Genomic DNA, 16,326 nt, shown 5'->3' with positions numbered 1-16,326 from the left:
AAAATTATGATAATTGCAGATTTAAAGGATATTAACTATTATGGAGTCTCATCAAAAAATGAAGCTCAGTTATTAATCCTTGATCCTACAGGGTATAATTTAAAATTATCTCTAACCATAGGTGAAAAAGGTAAGGAAAGCGGAGATTATTTTTCAGTAGAAGTATTTAATATTAAATTAGTAAGAAACGCAAAAATAGTTCTTGCTTCTAAGAGTTTTATTGTATGTGATGATATAGATGATATAGATGATATAGAACGAGAAATTAGATATAGAGTCAATAGTATATCTGGTGATAGCTGGGAAGATGTATTAAATCAATTACGATATTATTTTGATTGGGAATATGAAAATCATAAATTTGTTAAATAATTTTAAGTATAAAATCGACGGTTATCCTGCCTATCAATTTAATTAAAGATAGTAGCGGGCAGACGGTGACGGTCTTGAAAAAGGATTTAAATCGTTTTGAAATGCCAAATCATCGAGTCGGTGTGGATCCGCATTTTAACCGCTTATCCCAACAAATTGATGCTGAAACCGGGCGCTATCTCTCAACGGGGAATGCGGTTGACGGGCTTTATAATCGCTCTTATTTACGTTCGGAGACAATGCAGAAAGTCTTTGCAGATTATGAAAAATTGCCGAATGGGAATTATAGGGATTTAGATGGGAATATCATTAAAGCTCCAATCGATATTGGACACGCTTATGGTTGGGAGCATCGGAGATTATCTTTAGCAGCGAAGGAGTTAAATTTAACTCAGAAGCAATTCAATGATTATGTAAATGCAAGACCGGAGCGGTTTAGATTAGAAAATATGTCGGAAAACCGCAGTCATAAAAATGAAATGCCGGGTAAGGGCAATATTGAGGATATCCGGATGGATATGCAAAATTATTTCAAATTAAATAAATGAGAGAGAAGATGAAAACAATTCAAGAAAAAATAGTAGAAGCCTACGCAAATAATGATTTAGAGTTATTAGAAGATATTTTTGTTAGGAAAAAAATAGCCGATCCATTACTCGTCACAGATATGGAAAAATGGAATTACTTACATAGGTCTTTATTATATTTTCATCCATCAGTAGATATTATCGAGTTATTTATCAAATTAGGGATAGATGTTAATGCTCAAGACATCTATGGAATGACGCCCTTACACTATGCCATGCGAGGAAAAAATGTCGATGCAGCGATCGCCTTGCTGAATGCGGGGGCAGATCCGAATATACCGAATATTGATAATCTTATTCCACTAAGAATGTGTATTCGTTATCCGGATAGGTTGGATTTATTGGCGTTAATGCTACAAAATGGTGGTGATGTTCATTATTTTAATGGTCAAGATTATTTATTGGAGGGGTTAAAGGATTTTAAGGGAGATGACCCTAATTATTCTGCGTTCTTTGAAATGATGGAGAAATACGCATAGTTAAAAATTACTGAATGGTAATTATAGAAACAGACTTTCCCGTCAGGTAGTGAAAAAACAATCTTGACTGTCAAGCCTTGTTACACGTTAAAGGCGAAAACGGCACGCTGCAAATCCAAGCGAATAACATCAATCTTGGTGGTGCGGATATTGTTAATGGCGGGAAGGGGCAAACCTATCTTTCCGCCAAAAATAACCTAAATTTGACCGCACTTTCGGTTGGTTTTGATGAAAAAATGGGCGGAGGCAACCATTATCGTAACGAACGTAAAGATGATGTGGAAATCAGCCGGATTAAAGGCGGTGGAGATGTCCACTTAGCCGCAAAAAATATTTATTCGCAAGGCGCTGAACTAGAAGCTCTTTATAGGATTGCTCTTTCAGAGAATAATAGTAAGGTTTCATTGCTGTAGTGGCGGTGACGGCTGTCGCTTTTTACATGGGATGGGCAGTTGGATTTAAATGCCCTTTAACGATGATTTAAAGGACATTTTTTTTATAAAATAGTGATTTGTTTTTTTACATAAAAGTTAGAAGTGGTTTATGCAAAATAAAATGATTTTATACAAAATGTTTTGCGAATTTATACATTTTATTTAATCCGCTCAATTTTAATATTAAATAGAGCAAACATAATTGCCAGCAAAGGAACGGTGTAATTAAAAACGGCATAAGGTGCATATTCAAATGCACTGACTTGAAGCATTGAGTAAGCATATACGCCACAAGTATTCCAAGGCACAAGTACAGATGTGACCGTACCTCCGTCTTCTAAAGCACGAGAGAGATTTTTAGGGTGTAATTTCCGTTCTTTATAGGCGGTAACATACATTCTGCCTGGTAATAAAATAGAAATATATTGCTCTGAAGTTGTACAATTTGTGACGACTGAAGAAAAAATTGTGGCAATAATTAACATAGCGGCATTGCGGGCAAAATGCAAAATCGTTGAAACAACTGATCTCAGCATTCCTGTTTGTTCGGCAATTCCGCCAAAACTCATTGCGACAATGGTTAGAGAAATGGTGTACATCATTGACTCAATTCCTCCACGATTGAACAAGGTATCAATTACCTCGTGTCCGCTTTGAATTTTAAATCCATCGTGTAGTGTTTTAACAGCCGTACCCACATCACTACCTTGTATAATAATGTGGCAGAGTGTACCTAGTAGTATTCCAATTGTTAATGCCGGAATAGCAGGAACTTTTTTCATCACTAACAATACAACAATCACCGGAACTGCCAATAACCAAGGGCTGATAACAAAATTTTCGGTAATTTTTTCCATTATGGACTGGATATGAGAGAGATTTGCATGTGAGGAGCCAAATTGCATACCTATATATAAATAAAAACCTAATGCGATAAGATAAGCTGGTAATGTTGTGATAAGCATATGTTTAATATGTTCAAATAAATCGGTACCGGTAATTCCTGATGCAAGGTTAGTGGTATCAGAAAGTGGTGACATTTTATCGCCAAAATAAGCTCCTGAAATCACAGCACCGGCTACCATTGGGGTTGGGATTCCAATGCTTAGACCAATGCCAATTGCGGCGACACCGATGGTTCCCATTGTTGACCAAGAGCTACCAATAGAAAGTGTGACTACCCCACAAATAATGCAAATAGTGAACAGAAATAACGAAGGTGAAATCAGTTTTAAACCATAATAAATCATTGTTGCAACAATGCCACCGCCTAACCAAGCACCGATTGTAAGCCCAATCATAATGATGATCACGATAGCTGGGAGAGCCATTCTGATACCTCGGTAAATGCCTTGTTCAATGGTATCCCAGCGATAACCAAACTTCATTGCAACCAATGTTGCTGTAATCGCACCAATAATTAAAGGAACATGTGGTGAAGCCTCAAACTTAATAATGGAAACTGCCATTGCTATAACCATCACAAGAACCGGCAGTAATGCATACAGGAAAGGGATATCGATTTGTTGATTTGGTGTTTGAAATTTTGTATTTGACATACAAATCTCCTCCTGAGAAGTACAATTCAAGTGGGATAATTGCACTTTTTAATGAAAAATATAATTGTGCTTAATACATCATTGCACATATCCTTATTATCTAACTGATATTTTAGAATGATTAAAGATTTGCATAATCTGTGAGGTAACCAAATAAGTCTTTTGGATCTTTCAAATCCGGAGTAAGTGACAACGGACGCGCTAAACCTAATTTGATTGCTGTATCGTTCATATATCGAATGGCTGAGAAATCTTCAATAGCAAATCCCACAGAATCAAATAAAGTGACTTCCTCCTCAGACTGGCGGGCTGATTCCCCTTTTTGGAAGATTTCAAATAATGGCGTAACAGGAAAATCGGCAGGCATATTTTGCAATTCGCCCTCGATCCGTGTTTGAGGTTCGAATTCGACAAAAACATGAGCATTTTTCACTACATCCACGTGTAATTCTGTTTTATTGATATTATCGCCTCCCACTGCATTAATGTGCATCCCTGCTTCAATCATTTCCGGCGTGATAATGTTCGCTTTTGAATATTCAGCGGTTACTGTAGTAATAATATCCGCATTTTTGACAGCTTGCGCTACAGTATCAAAAATCTCAATTTTTAATGAGGTATTTGCCAAATTTCCGGCAAGTTTTTCACTTGCTTTTCGATCAATATCAAATAAAGCCAATTCTTCAATACCAAGCAAATGATAAAATGCTAGAGCTTGAAACTCACTTTGACAACCATTGCCGATAATTGCCATTCGTTTGCTATTTGGGCGTGCAAGATATTGCGCTGCAAGCACTGAAGTCGCCGCAGTACGCAAGGCAGTAGTAAGAGTAAATTCACTAATAACGTCGGGCTGTCCCGTATCATTACTGATCAATGCGCCAAAGGCTAAAATAGTCGAAAGCCCTTCATTTGGATTTTTAGGGTGACAATTTACATATTTAAAACTGTACTGCTGTTGATTGGCGATAGGCATTAATTCTAATACCCCGTCAGGAACGTGATTGGAAATTCGAGAGGTTTTATCAAAAGAATTCCAATTGAGATAATCGTCCAATATATAGTTTTTCATGCCCTCCAGCGTTTCTTTGATGCCTTGGCGTTGGATGATATTGGCAACATCTTGCGGGCTAATGATAATAGTTGGCAAACTTCCTGTAATAGTGGATGGATATGACATAACTTCTCTCCTTTTGGGTTAATAAAATATTAATGAATTGTTATGATGGCCCTAGTGTGCAAGATTTTTTTATTAATTAAAATAGTTAAATATGCTAATGTTTTAGCAAAATTTAATCATTTTGTTAGGGAGAACTTGCATTATGTCAATTTTGGACGAAACCAATCAAAAATTATTGAGTCTATTGCGGGAAAATGCGAGATATTCTATTGCATTTTTAGCCAAGAAATTAAAAGTTTCCCGAGCAACTGTGGTAAACCGCATTGCACGACTTGAGAAAGAGGGGGTTATCTTGGGCTATCGGGTAGAGCTTCACTCAACGCTAGAATCTGATGGTATTAAGGCTTGGACAACCGTGATTATTGATGGCGGTGCAACCGCAGAGGTCGTCCAAATCCTTCGAGGTGAACCTTGCATCAATGCGATTTATGATACTAACGGGCGTTGGGATATTCTTATCGAGCTTATCGCGCCCTCATTGGAAGAACTCGGACAAGCATTGGAGCGAATCCGTTCAATTAAGGCGATTACTTCTTCAGAAACCTATATTCATTTAAAACGTTATGCTTAGTCTGTATAAAAAATTCTCAAGATAAAAAAGAAATCGGCACCAAGAATGCCGGTTTTTTATCAAGTGCGGTTAAAATTTGATTATTTTTCCGCAGTATCCGATGTTTCTTTTTAAACTTGGATTATACATTGCAAGATGGCTTAGATGATTAATAAATTATAGCCATCATTGGGCTCATCAAGGAAAAATATGCTGTGGAAGCAGGCCAATGAATGACAACATTTCTTGATGGAAAAAGAGTTTGGGAGGAAAAGAATTTAAGCTTAAATTAATCTGACAGACACTGTAATTTTAAACGGGGACTGTCAGATTAGGTTTGATCTTCTATAGTTTAATACAAGCTGTCAGATCGCTGTTTATTGATGTAAATACTGAGTATTTCAGATTATGCCATTTCAATAATCACTTTCATTGCTTTCTCATCTGCGGCATGTTTGAAAACGTCATATGCTTTTGTCATTTCACTCAATTTGAAATGGTGCGTTGCCAATTTTTCAAGAGGTAATTTGCCACACTGACATGATTTCAATAACATACCTGTTGTGTTGGTATTTACCAATCCTGTCGTAATCGTTAAATTTTTGATCCACAGTTTATCAATTTCAAAGTTTACCGACTGACCATGTACGCCTACGTTTGCTAAATTTCCCCCTTCTTTCACAACTTTTTGGCAAATATCCCAAGTCGCAGGTAAACCTACAGCTTCCATTGCACAATCCACCCCACGCTGCCCTGTAATAGACAGTATTTTTTCAACCGCATTTTCTTTAGATGAATTGATGATATGGGTTGCCCCTAATTCTTTAGCGAGGGCAAGACGGTTATCATCCATATCGACTACAATGATAGTCGAAGGAGAATAGAATTGAGAGGTTAGCAAACAACCCATTCCAATCGGACCAGCACCAATAATAGCAATGGTATCACCCGGTTGAACTTGCCCGTATTTCACCCCAATCTCGTGACTTGTCGGCAAGACATCAGAAAGAAAGACTGCCACATCTGTATTGAGATTATCAGGCAATAAAAACAGAGAATTATCCGCAAAAGGTGTACGGACGTACTCTGCGTGTGTTCCATCAATCATATAACCCATAATCCATCCGCCTTGTTTTTGACAATGCGCATAGAGCTGTTTTTGGCAGTTTTCACAAGAACCACATTTACTCACGCAAGAGATAATTACTCGATCTCCCTTTTTGAAGTTTTTTACTGCGCTGCCGACTTCTTCAACAATACCGATCCCTTCGTGCCCCAGAATACGTCCATTCCACTTCCCGGTGTTTTCCAAAGCAACACGTTCAATTTCCGGGTTTTTTCCTTTCCAAATGCCCAAATCTGTACCGCAAATGGTCGTTTTTTCCATTTTAATAATTGCATCTGTCGGGTCAATAAGTGTTGGGACAGGACGATCTTCAAAACGAATATCGTTTGCACCGTAATAGGTCATTGCTTTCATTGTTTTATTCATAGTGGGTCTCCTTGCTAATGAATGGTCTCTATTCCATGTTTACAAATGTACGGATATCTCCGCACGCCCAATATTCTAATAGATGGCGATCTATTGATCAACAAATAACCTACAATAAAGAAACAAAAAATTAACAATGTGTTTTCAAAATTAACGTGTTACATGAATGAGTATATTTGGGTTAAAGGATAGAGAATCCCCCAGATTCACCACGCATAGCCAGAGGGGATAAAACAGAGGATATTGCAAAAAAGTTTGATCTTCTACACATCAGCAGGTTCAGGCGGTCATTTCTTTAATAACGGAATTGACGAAGCAATATTTGTGCGGAAGCTTAACACTTCCGCTTTTTTATTTTTTTGAATTTTTTGCAAATTCTTTCATTAATTGACTTAGCTTGCCACAATTTTGCTTAAAATTACGGCAATGAGGGCAGGTCACTAAATGAAGACGTAAACCGACCTTTTCTTGTAAAGTTAACGGGCGTTCATGGGAGTCTGAGATGATTCTTGTAGCTTGACGGCAATGCATAGAGGCTCCTTATAATTTCCGAGAAAGACAATGTTGCAGTTGTAAGCGGGCACGATAAAGTGTGGTATGTAAATTAGACGTGCTTAATTGTGTTTCTTGACAAATTTCACCCGATGATAGTTCTAAAAATTCACGCATCATAAAAATTCGTGCTTGCTGAGCCGGCAGACAAGTCAGGCAGGTTTCAAAAATTAGCCAAAATTCTTCAGAATAAACTTTTTCTTCATGTTCTTTTAAATTACTCGGTGTACATGCCAAATTCCAGTGGCCGGCTTCATCAAAAAATGTATTCGGCGAATCTTCTTCGTCTATTTCACTTTCTAAAACAATCCGTCCTTTTTGACGCAAGTAATCAATAATTTTATTTTTTAGAATGGCAAACATCCAAGTTTTAAATGCGGCCTCACGTTTAAAATGATCGATATTTTTAAATGCACTTAAAAAGGATTCTTGCACGAGATCTTCTGCAAGCTCATGGTTGTGTAATTGTAATTCGGCAAATTTCAACATCTGTTGCCGAATAGTATGTAATTCCTTTTCAGAAATTTGATTAGGCATTGTTATTCCTTTAAAAAATTTTGTAAGAAATCAAAAGTTTCTTCGTCTAACTTCAATGGACGAATAAAGTCCATTCAAAGAAATAATGTATCACTTACAGAAGGAAACTAAAAATGAAAAATATCACATTAAAAAGCACAATCATCAGTATAGCGGTTTTATTTGGTACAACAAGTGGTTATGCTTCTTCCATGCACACGGATTGCTCAAAAGACAAAATGGATTGTGAAAAATCCATGCACATGAAATCTGAGGGTATGATGAAAGACGACATGAAAATGAAATCTGACAATATGATGAAAGATGGCATGAAAATGAAATCTGAGGGTATGATGAAGGACGACATGAAAATGAAATCTGACAATATGATGAAAGATGGTATGAAAATGAAGTCTGACAATATGATGAAAGATGACATGAAAATGAAATCTGATGGTATGATGAAGGGAGATATGAAGAAATAATAGTAAACAAGGTTTGGAGTATCTCCAAAACTGTGTATAACCAACTATTCTGTTTAATGGTGATCGCTTAGTCGATCACCAAAATCAATCATAAATTCTTTTGCAAATATCCACAGGATAATTAAACAAAGAGAGATATCTAACAACTATCTCTCTCCAACCTTTGGCAGCAATCTAGTATCTTTATTGTCATATTTTACAAATATAAAGCTCATATTTTTGAACAAATCTATCACGGATTTATTGATAATTCGTCCATACCGACGCACTTTTACTACAAATAAAAAATACCTGTATTGATTGTATGATCTCAGAAACAGGTATTTATTACATTGTGAGAAGGGCGCATAAACTTTAAAAAATTTTACCGCACTTATGCCTTATTATTGTTCGGCAAATTGGCGAATTTTTTCTGTATTTAAATGCCCCGGCACGGTTTTTTTGATGTTTAAATCAGTATCTAAAAATACATTAAAAGGATAACCGCGTACACGAGCACGATCAATGATTTCCCCTTTTTCATCCAATAATACAGTAATATTTTTGTAGTCTAAACCTTTGTACCATTCAATGAAATCTGTCGTTGCTTTTTCACCTTTATGAGAAGGCGAAACGAGTGTAATGATTTCAAAATTTTGATGTTGCTCGGCGCTTAAATCGTCAATTTCCGCTAAACCAGCCAAACAGATAGGGCACCATGATGCCCACATTTTGATATACACCGGTTTGCCTTTGTATTTATCAAGGGTAACAGGTTGGTTGTTTAAATCCTTGAGGGGGATATCCGCCAAGTTAGTCGCCGAGAAAACCTGAAGGCTGAATGTCATTAATAAGATTGAGAGTAATTTTTTCATTTGTTTTTTCCTTTTTGTTCTGCCATACCAAACGGTATGGAGTTATTCAATTCCAAGCCACATTGATAGTTTTCTAAAACCTGCGATATGGCTTGGTTTAAGAACCTGCATAGCGAATGCTAGGCTAAGTTATTGGTAATTAATAAACATCCCATCACAATAATCAAAATTCCACCACCGATTTTGAATTTGTTTAAGTGGTTATTTAAGCTTTTAGTCCGTTTAAGCAAGCTATCTGAGAAAAGTGAGAACAGCATAAAGGGGGTCGCTAAGCCAAAGACATAAACAAGCATCATCGCTGCACCGTACAGTGCCGATCCCTCATCGCCGGACAACGCAAGGACGGAGGCGAGAATTGGTCCAATACAAGGTGTCCAACCGAGACTGAAGGTTAAGCCAAGCACGAACGCTTCAAGTGCGGTCGATTTTCCCGATGTTTTGATTTCCAGTAATTTAGTGCGTTCAAGCAAGTCGATTTTAACGATACCAAGTTGATGAATCCCGAGAATAATCACGATCACTCCGGCAATCACACGAGTCGTATCACTGAACAAAATATTCCCTAGAAAACCAAAACTAAAGCCAAGGCTTACAAAGGTAAGCGAAAGTCCCAAGATAAATAAAAAGGTGTTCAGGACTTTTTTTCCTCCTTTACTGAGAATTCCAAAATAAATGGGGATGATCGGAAAAATACAGGGGGAAAGAAAAGAGGCAATCCCCGCTAAAAATACTGTACCGATAAGAAGTTGTTGATCTAACATTGTTTCATTTCCTTATATTTTTTAAGGTGTGCAAACTAAGTTCACACACGCTGATAATCATTTTTCATGTATGAATTGAGAGTCATTCACAGAGCTTACCAACATTATTTTTTGATGGTTTTTACTAAATACCCGTATCCGGCTTGTTCCATCTCTGCTAAGGGAATAAATTTGATCGAGGCACTATTGATACAATAGCGCAAACCGCCTTTATCTTTCGGACCGTCATCAAAAACATGCCCTAAATGTGCCTTACCACTGCGGCTCAGCACTTCTGTGCGTTGCATATTAAAGCTGTTGTCCGTTTGATAATGCACCACTTCTTTGGCGATTGGGTGGGTGAAACTTGGCCAGCCACAACCCGATTCAAATTTATCATTGGATGAAAACAGTGGCTCACCAGTAGTAACATCAACATAAATGCCCGGTTGAAAGTTGTCCCAATATTCATTGCTGAAGGAACGCTCCGTGTGTTTATTTTGTGTCACCGAATATTGCAACGGCGTTAATTTTGCTTTGAGTGTTTCATCACTTGGTTTTGGGTAATCTTTTTCATTAATCATGGGTTCGTCTGCCTGTGTAATGTCGATGTGGCAATAGCCATTCGGATTTTTTTTCAAATAATCTTGGTGATATTCTTCCGCTTCCGTGTAGTTTTTAAGCGGTTCTACTTCAATTTGAATTTTACTTTTGTACTTTGTTTGAAGTGTGGCAATGGCGTGCTCGATCTCGGTTTTGTCTGCGGTATCCAGATAGTAGATGCCGGTGCGATATTGGCGACCTCTGTCATTACCTTGTTTATTCACACTAGTCGGATCGATCACTTTAAAATAATATTGCAGCAATTTATCAAGTGAAATTTGGTTTGCATCATAAGTCACTTTTACGGCTTCGGCGTGATCGGTGACCCCTAAAAGGGCATAACTGGTTTTATCCGTATTGCCGTTGGCATAACCTGAAACCGCATCTTTCACGCCATAAATGCGCTCCATGTATGCCTCCACTCCCCAAAAACAACCGCCGGCCAAATAAATTTCACGTAGATTTTGTTGAGGTTTAATCATAGTTTTTTGCTCCGTATTTTGCATTGGTATGTTTTTTTCTACTGCCAAAATTGATTGGCTTGTAGCACAAAGTGCGGTTAAAAGTAGAAAGGTTTTTGAAAATTTCATAATAAAGTCCTCTTTCAATATTCAAGTTATATTGCTTTAGACGAGGAATGTTTTCATTTCTTACAGATTTTTTGAATCCGGAGTTTATGGCGTGATGGAGAAGATAAAAGTGCGGTAAAAAATAACCTATTTTTTGTTCATAAATTCTTAGATGAAGACGGGAGAATTTATCTAAAATTTCCTGTTTTTTAATCAAGATGAATGACAATGCTGATGTTGGTTTCATCAGCATAAAATTCGACTGCTTAGCGGATTATAAGAGTTTATGATAGAGGATTTGTGGATTCTGTAATTATTTTGTTTTCGTCGGTAGCTTATCTTGTTCTTCTTGTGACAATTCTTGATAGTTAAATACGGGTAGTCCCCATTCAAAACGAATAGCTAAAACCCTTAATGTGAAGCTTGTGATTAAGGTGATTAGTACTGCGATGGTGTGTTCTATTTTGAGTGTGCTAAGTGCGTAATAAGTGAGGGTCGCAAAAAGAGAGACGCTGGCATAAAGTTCCTTTTGGAAAACAAGAGGAATTCGATTACAGAGTAAATCACGCAATACGCCACCAAATGCACCGGTAATACAACCTGCGATACAGACGATGGTGATACTGTGTCCCATATCCATAGCGATTTGTGCGCCGATGATTGAAAAGACAACTAATCCCATGGCATCCAGCACTAAGAAAATCGTGCGGAAGTAGCGCATAAAATGGTTGATAAAGGGGGCGACATAAACGGTTATCACCGCGGCCGTTGCAACAATTAAAAAATATTCAGGATGTTTAACCCAGCCCAATGGATAATGACCTAATAGCACATCACGTACGGAACCGCCTCCGATGGCAGTCACAGAGGCAATAATAATCACCCCGAAAATATCCATTTTTTCCCTACCAGCAGCCAATGCACCGGTCATGCCTTCGGCGGTGATACCGATAATATATAAAATGCTGAGTAACATTTGAGTTCCTAAAGTGCGGTCAAAATCCCGTTCATTCTACTTTAAAATATCATGAATTTTTAGCATAATGACACATTATTTTTCTATATTTTTCAATTATGTCTGAACAATCCTCCAAATCTGCCTTACCGCTACTTTCTATACTTACTATTTGTATGGTGTTAGCTGTTGATCTTTTTATCTTTGCGTTAAAACCTCAAACTCAGGCAATTCCTCATTTAGGTTTAGCGGTGTTGGTGGCGCAATTACTTTCTTTACTGGTATTCTATAAAGGTGAAATTTGCCCAGGGCAGAGAGGGCGGCTGGTTAAAGTAAATTTAGCCTTTGCATTATATTGGATAGTATGGATGGTCGTGAGCCTTTTACCCGATAATCATCATACCTTCACCAATATCATGAGCCTGTGCGGTTTATCCGTGGTGTACTTTATTTGGAAACAATCAAAAGTTGAAAAAGCCCGTAATAGTTTTTTATTGATGGCTATTTTGGTGGCAGGGTTAGGTGGATTGAGCTATTTTATATTGTTTAGCCGACTACCTTTGTCGGCTTTCGCTGAATATAACCTGATTACACCGATTTTAGCCGGTGTGGTATTAACTAACTTAGCGTTAGTGATAGCAAAAAATCGCTTACAAAATTTTATTGCCTTATTACCACTGTTAATGATTGTTTTACTGACTCTAAATGCGTTGGTGATGCTCATTTTTTTAACTTTCATCGGTTTTCAGAGTGCGTTCAATCCGGAAAGTATTTTTGCCTATACCATTTATTTTATTTGCCACTTTTTGATTGCAGCGATTTTAGTTATTCATAGTTTTCAAAAATGGACATTAGGCTTAAACACATTATTCATTTTGCTTTTTATCAGTGTTTGTTTGCCGTTATGGATGGTATTTGTATAGAAAAAAAGTGCGGTTAATTTTAACCGCACTTTGGTCTTCTATTCCGCTGCTTTCTTTTTCAAGTAAGCATAAAGCTCGTCTTTAATCCGTAACTTTTCTTTCTTTAAGATTTCAATTTCCGTATGGGTTGCAAGCTGAATGTTTTCTTCTTTATTTTTAATATCTTGATCCAACTCGTTATGTTTGTTAAATAGACGCTCAAAGTAGGCATCGTTATTTTTAAGTTTAGTGATTAAGCCTCTGAATTCGGGAAACATATAAAGCTCCTATAGGTGATAAAAACTTTCTTTACTTTACTCTTTTTATAAAAAATTAATAGTGCGGAATGATAAAAGTGTGAACTGGATCAAAAATAAAATTATCTTGTTTAAAAGTAAAAAAGTGGCGTTTAACGTTTTCTGATTCTTATAAAATCCTTGCTATCTCTTGGCTTTTAACTGGTTTATTTTATCAATCCACGCTAGAATACGACTATTTTCATTTCAACAAATACTAAGGAAATTCAATGATTGATCCGAATTTAATCCGCAATAATTTAGCGGAAGTCGCAGAAAAACTAAAAATTAAACGTAATTTCATTCTTGATACCGAAAAACTTGTTACGTTGGAAGAGCAGCGTAAAGCACTTCAGGTTAAAACAGAAAATTTGCAGGCAGAGCGTAATAGTCGCTCGAAAGCTATCGGTGCGGCAAAAGCCCGTGGTGAAGATATCGCCCCATTACTTGCAGAAGTCGATAATATGGGGGAACAACTAAACGAAGCAAAAACTCAGCTTGATGCCGTGCTTGGAGAAATAAATCAAATTGCATTAACGATTCCAAATTTACCGGCAGATGAAGTGCCGCTGGGTAAAGACGATTCGGAAAACCTTGAAATTTTACGTTGGGGAACGCCAAGAACATTTGATTTTGAAATTAAAGATCATGTTACTTTGGGCGAGCAAATTGATGGCTTGGATTTTGCCGCCGGTGCAAAACTAGCGGGTGCGCGTTTTGCTGTGATGAAAGGACAGATTGCCAAAATGCATCGTGCTTTAGCTCAATTTATGTTGGATCTTCACACGGAGCAACACGGTTATTTAGAAACCTATGTTCCTTACTTGGTGAATCATGCAACGCTTTACGGTACAGGACAATTACCAAAATTCGGTGAGGATTTATTCCATACTAATGCGTTAGAAGGGGAGCAGCCTTATGCATTAATTCCAACGGCAGAAGTACCGGTAACGAATTTAGTGCGTGATGTCATTTTAGACGATGCAGAATTGCCGATTAAAATGACCGCACATACGCCGTGTTTCCGTTCTGAAGCCGGTTCTTATGGTCGGGATACACGCGGATTAATTCGTATGCACCAATTTGATAAAGTAGAAATGGTGCAAATTGTAGATCCGGACAAATCAATGGAAGTCCTTGAAGAATTAACCGGTCATGCGGAAAAAGTATTGCAATTACTGAATCTTCCTTATCGTAAAGTGTTACTTTGCACCGGTGATATGGGATTTGGCTCTTGCAAAACCTATGATTTGGAAGTATGGGTGCCGGCACAGGATACCTATCGTGAAATTTCTTCTTGTTCCAATATGTGGGATTTTCAAGCCCGTCGTATGCAGGCTCGTTGCAAAGCAAAAAGCGATAAGAAAACCCGTTTGGTGCACACTTTGAATGGTTCGGGGCTGGCAGTAGGACGTACCTTAGTTGCCGTGCTTGAGAACTACCAGAATGCGGATGGTTCTGTTACTGTACCGGAAGTATTGCGTCCGTATATGAGCGGATTAGAGGTTATCGGTAAATAATACTGGGATAGCTATGAAAAAAGTGCGGTCAATTTTAACCGCACTTTTTTGTTACTTATAATACAGCGATTGCTGCATCATAATTCGGTTCACTTTTGATTTCAGATACTAATTCGCTGTGTAGCACATTATTATTTTCATCAAGTACAATAACAGAACGAGCGGTTAAACCGGCAATCGGTCCTGTTGCAATATCTACACCTAGGTTTTCATGCACATTTTTATGGCGGAAAGTGGAAAGGATTTGTACATTTTCAATGCCCTCGGCACCGCAAAAACGTGCTTGGGCAAAGGGGAGATCCGCTGAAATACATAATACGACGGTATTTTCCAAATTCGCTGCACGTTGGTTAAATACACGAACTGATGTCGCACAAATGCCGGTATCAATACTTGGAAAAATATTTAATACTTTGCGTTTACCTGCAAAATTTTCTAAGGTGACATCGGTCAAATCTTTATCGGTGAGGATAAGATTATCAATTTTTTCACCTTTTTGTGGGAAATTGCCTTTGATTTCAATGGGATTTCCCATCATGGTTACAGTAGTCATAAAAACTCCTAATTAGTTTGGGTTAAATTTAGCACTTTAATCAGTGCAGCAAAAAATTTATCGTTTTCGTGCGGTAATCCGATACTAATGCGTAAATGGTTCGGCATACCATAGCCCGAAAGTGGGCGAACAATCACACCTTCTTTCAGTAATGCCTCATAAATAGAGCCCGCCGTCTGTTTAAAATCAACAGTAATAAAATTGCCTTTTGACGGAATATAATTCAAACCGTATTTTTTACAGAACTGCTCATAACGAGCTATTTCGGAGCGGTTATTTTCTGCGACTTTTTCAATGAAAGCATCATCATTCATCACAGCAATCGCAGAGGCAAGCGCCAAGCTGTTGCAGTTAAACGGCTGACGAACGCGATTTAATAAATCGGCAATTTCAGGGTTAGACACCGCGTAACCAATTCGTAACCCCGCTAATCCATAGGCTTTCGAGAGTGAACGGGAAACAATGAGATTAGGGTATTTTTTCAGTAAACCGAAAGAATCGACCTGTTCTTCGGGAAGGGTAAATTCCGTATAGGCTTCATCCAATACCACCAGCACATTTTCCGGCACTTTTGCCAAGAAGGCATCGATTTCTTGTCCGGTTAAAAAATTCCCGGTTGGGTTATTCGGATTTGCGATAAAAATTAATTTGGTTTTATCGGAAAGTGCGGTCAAAAATCCGTCTAAATTATGTCCCCAGTTTTTTGCCGGAATTTCTTTCGCAACGGCATTAATCGCTTTTGTAACAAGTGGGTAAACGATGAAAGCATATTGTGAATAAATTATTTCATCTCCTTCATCTGCAAAAGTATGGGCGAAGAGTTCAAGCAAGTCGTTTGAACCGTTTCCTAGGGTAATTTGATTCGCTGGAATGTCAAATTTTTTGGCAATCGTTTGTTTTAGCTCAAAACCATTTGCATCAGGATAGCGGGTAAGCTGATCTAATTGTTTGATAATCGCTTGTTTTGCACTTTCGGGAAAACCAAATGGGTTTTCGTTAGAGGCAAGTTTAACGATGTTGGTAATACCAAGCTCACGTTCAAGTTCTTCAATCGGTTTACCGGCTTGATAGGGAGAAAGGGATTTTACTCCCTGATTGGCGATATTTATGTATTGCATATTTGATTAG

The 16,326-nt window shown here is 37.7% G+C and carries 20 protein-coding genes; 8 read left to right on the top strand and 12 right to left on the bottom strand.

Annotation, left to right across the window (positions count from 1 at the left end):
* The first annotated feature begins 6 nt into the window (after positions 1-6).
* The 4 genes from A3GE_RS0107370 (at position 7) to A3GE_RS0107355 (ending at position 1,851) form a co-directional block, all read left to right on the top strand.
* Entirely contained in the window at positions 7-372 is a 366-nt protein-coding gene (locus A3GE_RS0107370; RefSeq protein ID WP_018356619.1) for an Imm8 family immunity protein, read from the top strand.
* 74 nt (positions 373-446) lie between these two features.
* The gene (locus A3GE_RS11250; protein ID WP_018356618.1) at positions 447-920 is read left to right on the top strand and encodes a GH-E family nuclease; all 474 of its coding nucleotides are present in this window, start codon (positions 447-449) and stop codon (positions 918-920) included.
* Positions 921-928: 8 nt separating this feature from the next.
* On the top strand, positions 929-1,438 hold the full coding sequence (locus tag A3GE_RS0107360; protein ID WP_235181351.1) for an ankyrin repeat domain-containing protein: 510 nt from the start codon (positions 929-931) through the stop codon (positions 1,436-1,438).
* A gap of 77 nt (positions 1,439-1,515) precedes the next feature.
* A complete protein-coding gene (locus tag A3GE_RS0107355; protein ID WP_018356616.1) occupies positions 1,516-1,851 on the top strand; it encodes a hypothetical protein in 336 nt (111 codons plus the stop codon).
* A gap of 179 nt (positions 1,852-2,030) precedes the next feature.
* Here A3GE_RS0107355 and nhaC read toward each other — a convergent pair whose 3' ends face one another.
* Positions 2,031-3,431, bottom strand: a complete 1,401-nt coding sequence (gene nhaC / locus A3GE_RS0107350) for a Na+/H+ antiporter NhaC (RefSeq protein ID WP_018356615.1) — start codon at positions 3,429-3,431, stop codon at positions 2,031-2,033.
* Positions 3,432-3,552: 121 nt separating this feature from the next.
* Entirely contained in the window at positions 3,553-4,611 is a 1,059-nt protein-coding gene (locus A3GE_RS11245) for an ornithine cyclodeaminase (protein ID WP_018356614.1), read from the bottom strand.
* A 142-nt stretch (positions 4,612-4,753) separates the two neighbouring features.
* On the opposite strand from A3GE_RS11245, the gene A3GE_RS0107340 reads away from it, so the two are divergent.
* Complete coding sequence (locus A3GE_RS0107340; RefSeq protein ID WP_018356613.1) at positions 4,754-5,182, top strand: Lrp/AsnC family transcriptional regulator; 429 nt, start codon at positions 4,754-4,756, stop codon at positions 5,180-5,182.
* 385 nt (positions 5,183-5,567) lie between these two features.
* On the opposite strand, the gene A3GE_RS0107335 is transcribed toward A3GE_RS0107340, so the two are convergent.
* From A3GE_RS0107335 to A3GE_RS0107325, 3 genes are all read right to left on the bottom strand, one after another.
* Positions 5,568-6,653 (bottom strand): zinc-dependent alcohol dehydrogenase family protein, encoded by a 1,086-nt coding sequence (locus A3GE_RS0107335; protein ID WP_018356612.1) that lies wholly within the window; start codon positions 6,651-6,653, stop codon positions 5,568-5,570.
* A gap of 351 nt (positions 6,654-7,004) precedes the next feature.
* On the bottom strand, positions 7,005-7,184 hold the full coding sequence (locus A3GE_RS0107330) for a zf-HC2 domain-containing protein (RefSeq protein WP_018356611.1): 180 nt from the start codon (positions 7,182-7,184) through the stop codon (positions 7,005-7,007).
* Between the two features lie 9 nt (positions 7,185-7,193).
* Positions 7,194-7,742 (bottom strand): sigma-70 family RNA polymerase sigma factor, encoded by a 549-nt coding sequence (locus A3GE_RS0107325; protein WP_018356610.1) that lies wholly within the window; start codon positions 7,740-7,742, stop codon positions 7,194-7,196.
* Positions 7,743-7,855: 113 nt separating this feature from the next.
* Between A3GE_RS0107325 and A3GE_RS0107320 the strand changes: the two genes are divergently transcribed.
* Positions 7,856-8,206: a hypothetical protein gene (locus tag A3GE_RS0107320; RefSeq protein ID WP_018356609.1), complete on the top strand. Its 351-nt coding sequence runs from the start codon at positions 7,856-7,858 to the stop codon at positions 8,204-8,206.
* A gap of 383 nt (positions 8,207-8,589) precedes the next feature.
* Here A3GE_RS0107320 and A3GE_RS0107315 read toward each other — a convergent pair whose 3' ends face one another.
* The 4 genes from A3GE_RS0107315 to A3GE_RS0107300 form a co-directional block, all read right to left on the bottom strand.
* Positions 8,590-9,060 (bottom strand): redoxin family protein, encoded by a 471-nt coding sequence (locus A3GE_RS0107315; RefSeq protein WP_018356608.1) that lies wholly within the window; start codon positions 9,058-9,060, stop codon positions 8,590-8,592.
* A gap of 119 nt (positions 9,061-9,179) precedes the next feature.
* Positions 9,180-9,821, bottom strand: coding sequence for a cytochrome c biogenesis protein CcdA (locus A3GE_RS0107310; RefSeq protein ID WP_018356607.1), 642 nt, complete (start codon positions 9,819-9,821; stop codon positions 9,180-9,182).
* Positions 9,822-9,925: 104 nt separating this feature from the next.
* Positions 9,926-10,993 (bottom strand): peptide-methionine (R)-S-oxide reductase MsrB, encoded by a 1,068-nt coding sequence (gene msrB, locus A3GE_RS0107305; protein ID WP_018356606.1) that lies wholly within the window; start codon positions 10,991-10,993, stop codon positions 9,926-9,928.
* Positions 10,994-11,285: 292 nt separating this feature from the next.
* On the bottom strand, positions 11,286-11,948 hold the full coding sequence (locus tag A3GE_RS0107300) for a trimeric intracellular cation channel family protein (RefSeq protein ID WP_018356605.1): 663 nt from the start codon (positions 11,946-11,948) through the stop codon (positions 11,286-11,288).
* A 98-nt stretch (positions 11,949-12,046) separates the two neighbouring features.
* On the opposite strand from A3GE_RS0107300, the gene A3GE_RS0107295 reads away from it, so the two are divergent.
* Complete coding sequence (locus A3GE_RS0107295; RefSeq protein WP_018356604.1) at positions 12,047-12,850, top strand: hypothetical protein; 804 nt, start codon at positions 12,047-12,049, stop codon at positions 12,848-12,850.
* Positions 12,851-12,888: 38 nt separating this feature from the next.
* Here A3GE_RS0107295 and A3GE_RS0107290 read toward each other — a convergent pair whose 3' ends face one another.
* On the bottom strand, positions 12,889-13,107 hold the full coding sequence (locus tag A3GE_RS0107290) for an HP1242/YdcH family protein (RefSeq protein WP_018356603.1): 219 nt from the start codon (positions 13,105-13,107) through the stop codon (positions 12,889-12,891).
* A gap of 248 nt (positions 13,108-13,355) precedes the next feature.
* On the opposite strand from A3GE_RS0107290, the gene serS reads away from it, so the two are divergent.
* A complete protein-coding gene (gene serS, locus A3GE_RS0107285) occupies positions 13,356-14,645 on the top strand; it encodes a serine--tRNA ligase (RefSeq protein WP_018356602.1) in 1,290 nt (429 codons plus the stop codon).
* A gap of 55 nt (positions 14,646-14,700) precedes the next feature.
* On the opposite strand, the gene tpx is transcribed toward serS, so the two are convergent.
* Positions 14,701-15,198, bottom strand: coding sequence for a thiol peroxidase (tpx, locus tag A3GE_RS0107280; protein WP_018356601.1), 498 nt, complete (start codon positions 15,196-15,198; stop codon positions 14,701-14,703).
* A gap of 8 nt (positions 15,199-15,206) precedes the next feature.
* Complete coding sequence (gene hisC / locus A3GE_RS0107275) at positions 15,207-16,316, bottom strand: histidinol-phosphate transaminase (protein ID WP_018356600.1); 1,110 nt, start codon at positions 16,314-16,316, stop codon at positions 15,207-15,209.
* Positions 16,317-16,326: the final 10 nt, after the last annotated feature.

It is taken from the genome of Rodentibacter pneumotropicus DSM 21403, assembly GCF_000379905.1.
Lineage (GTDB): Bacteria > Pseudomonadota > Gammaproteobacteria > Enterobacterales > Pasteurellaceae > Rodentibacter > Rodentibacter pneumotropicus.
Note: the sequence above shows the minus strand (reverse complement) of the source record. Positions and strands in the feature narration are given on the sequence as shown.

Bases quoted from the DNA above. Each gene is read 5' to 3' on its own strand.
- A3GE_RS0107300 (WP_018356605.1), bottom strand. From the start codon at position 11,948: ATGTTACTCAGCATTTTATATATTATCGGTATCACCGCCGAAGGCATG.
- tpx (WP_018356601.1), bottom strand. From the start codon at position 15,198: ATGACTACTGTAACCATGATGGGAAATCCCATTGAAATCAAAGGCAAT.
- serS (WP_018356602.1), top strand. From the start codon at position 13,356: ATGATTGATCCGAATTTAATCCGCAATAATTTAGCGGAAGTCGCAGAA.
- A3GE_RS0107330 (WP_018356611.1), bottom strand. From the start codon at position 7,184: ATGCATTGCCGTCAAGCTACAAGAATCATCTCAGACTCCCATGAACGC.
- A3GE_RS0107340 (WP_018356613.1), top strand. From the start codon at position 4,754: ATGTCAATTTTGGACGAAACCAATCAAAAATTATTGAGTCTATTGCGG.
- A3GE_RS0107295 (WP_018356604.1), top strand. From the start codon at position 12,047: ATGTCTGAACAATCCTCCAAATCTGCCTTACCGCTACTTTCTATACTT.
- msrB (WP_018356606.1), bottom strand. From the start codon at position 10,993: ATGAAATTTTCAAAAACCTTTCTACTTTTAACCGCACTTTGTGCTACA.
- A3GE_RS0107325 (WP_018356610.1), bottom strand. From the start codon at position 7,742: ATGCCTAATCAAATTTCTGAAAAGGAATTACATACTATTCGGCAACAG.
- A3GE_RS0107310 (WP_018356607.1), bottom strand. From the start codon at position 9,821: ATGTTAGATCAACAACTTCTTATCGGTACAGTATTTTTAGCGGGGATT.
- A3GE_RS11245 (WP_018356614.1), bottom strand. From the start codon at position 4,611: ATGTCATATCCATCCACTATTACAGGAAGTTTGCCAACTATTATCATT.
- A3GE_RS0107335 (WP_018356612.1), bottom strand. From the start codon at position 6,653: ATGAATAAAACAATGAAAGCAATGACCTATTACGGTGCAAACGATATT.
- hisC (WP_018356600.1), bottom strand. From the start codon at position 16,316: ATGCAATACATAAATATCGCCAATCAGGGAGTAAAATCCCTTTCTCCC.
- A3GE_RS0107370 (WP_018356619.1), top strand. From the start codon at position 7: ATGATAATTGCAGATTTAAAGGATATTAACTATTATGGAGTCTCATCA.
- A3GE_RS0107320 (WP_018356609.1), top strand. From the start codon at position 7,856: ATGAAAAATATCACATTAAAAAGCACAATCATCAGTATAGCGGTTTTA.
- A3GE_RS0107290 (WP_018356603.1), bottom strand. From the start codon at position 13,107: ATGTTTCCCGAATTCAGAGGCTTAATCACTAAACTTAAAAATAACGAT.
- A3GE_RS0107360 (WP_235181351.1), top strand. From the start codon at position 929: ATGAAAACAATTCAAGAAAAAATAGTAGAAGCCTACGCAAATAATGAT.
- nhaC (WP_018356615.1), bottom strand. From the start codon at position 3,431: ATGTCAAATACAAAATTTCAAACACCAAATCAACAAATCGATATCCCT.
- A3GE_RS0107315 (WP_018356608.1), bottom strand. From the start codon at position 9,060: ATGAAAAAATTACTCTCAATCTTATTAATGACATTCAGCCTTCAGGTT.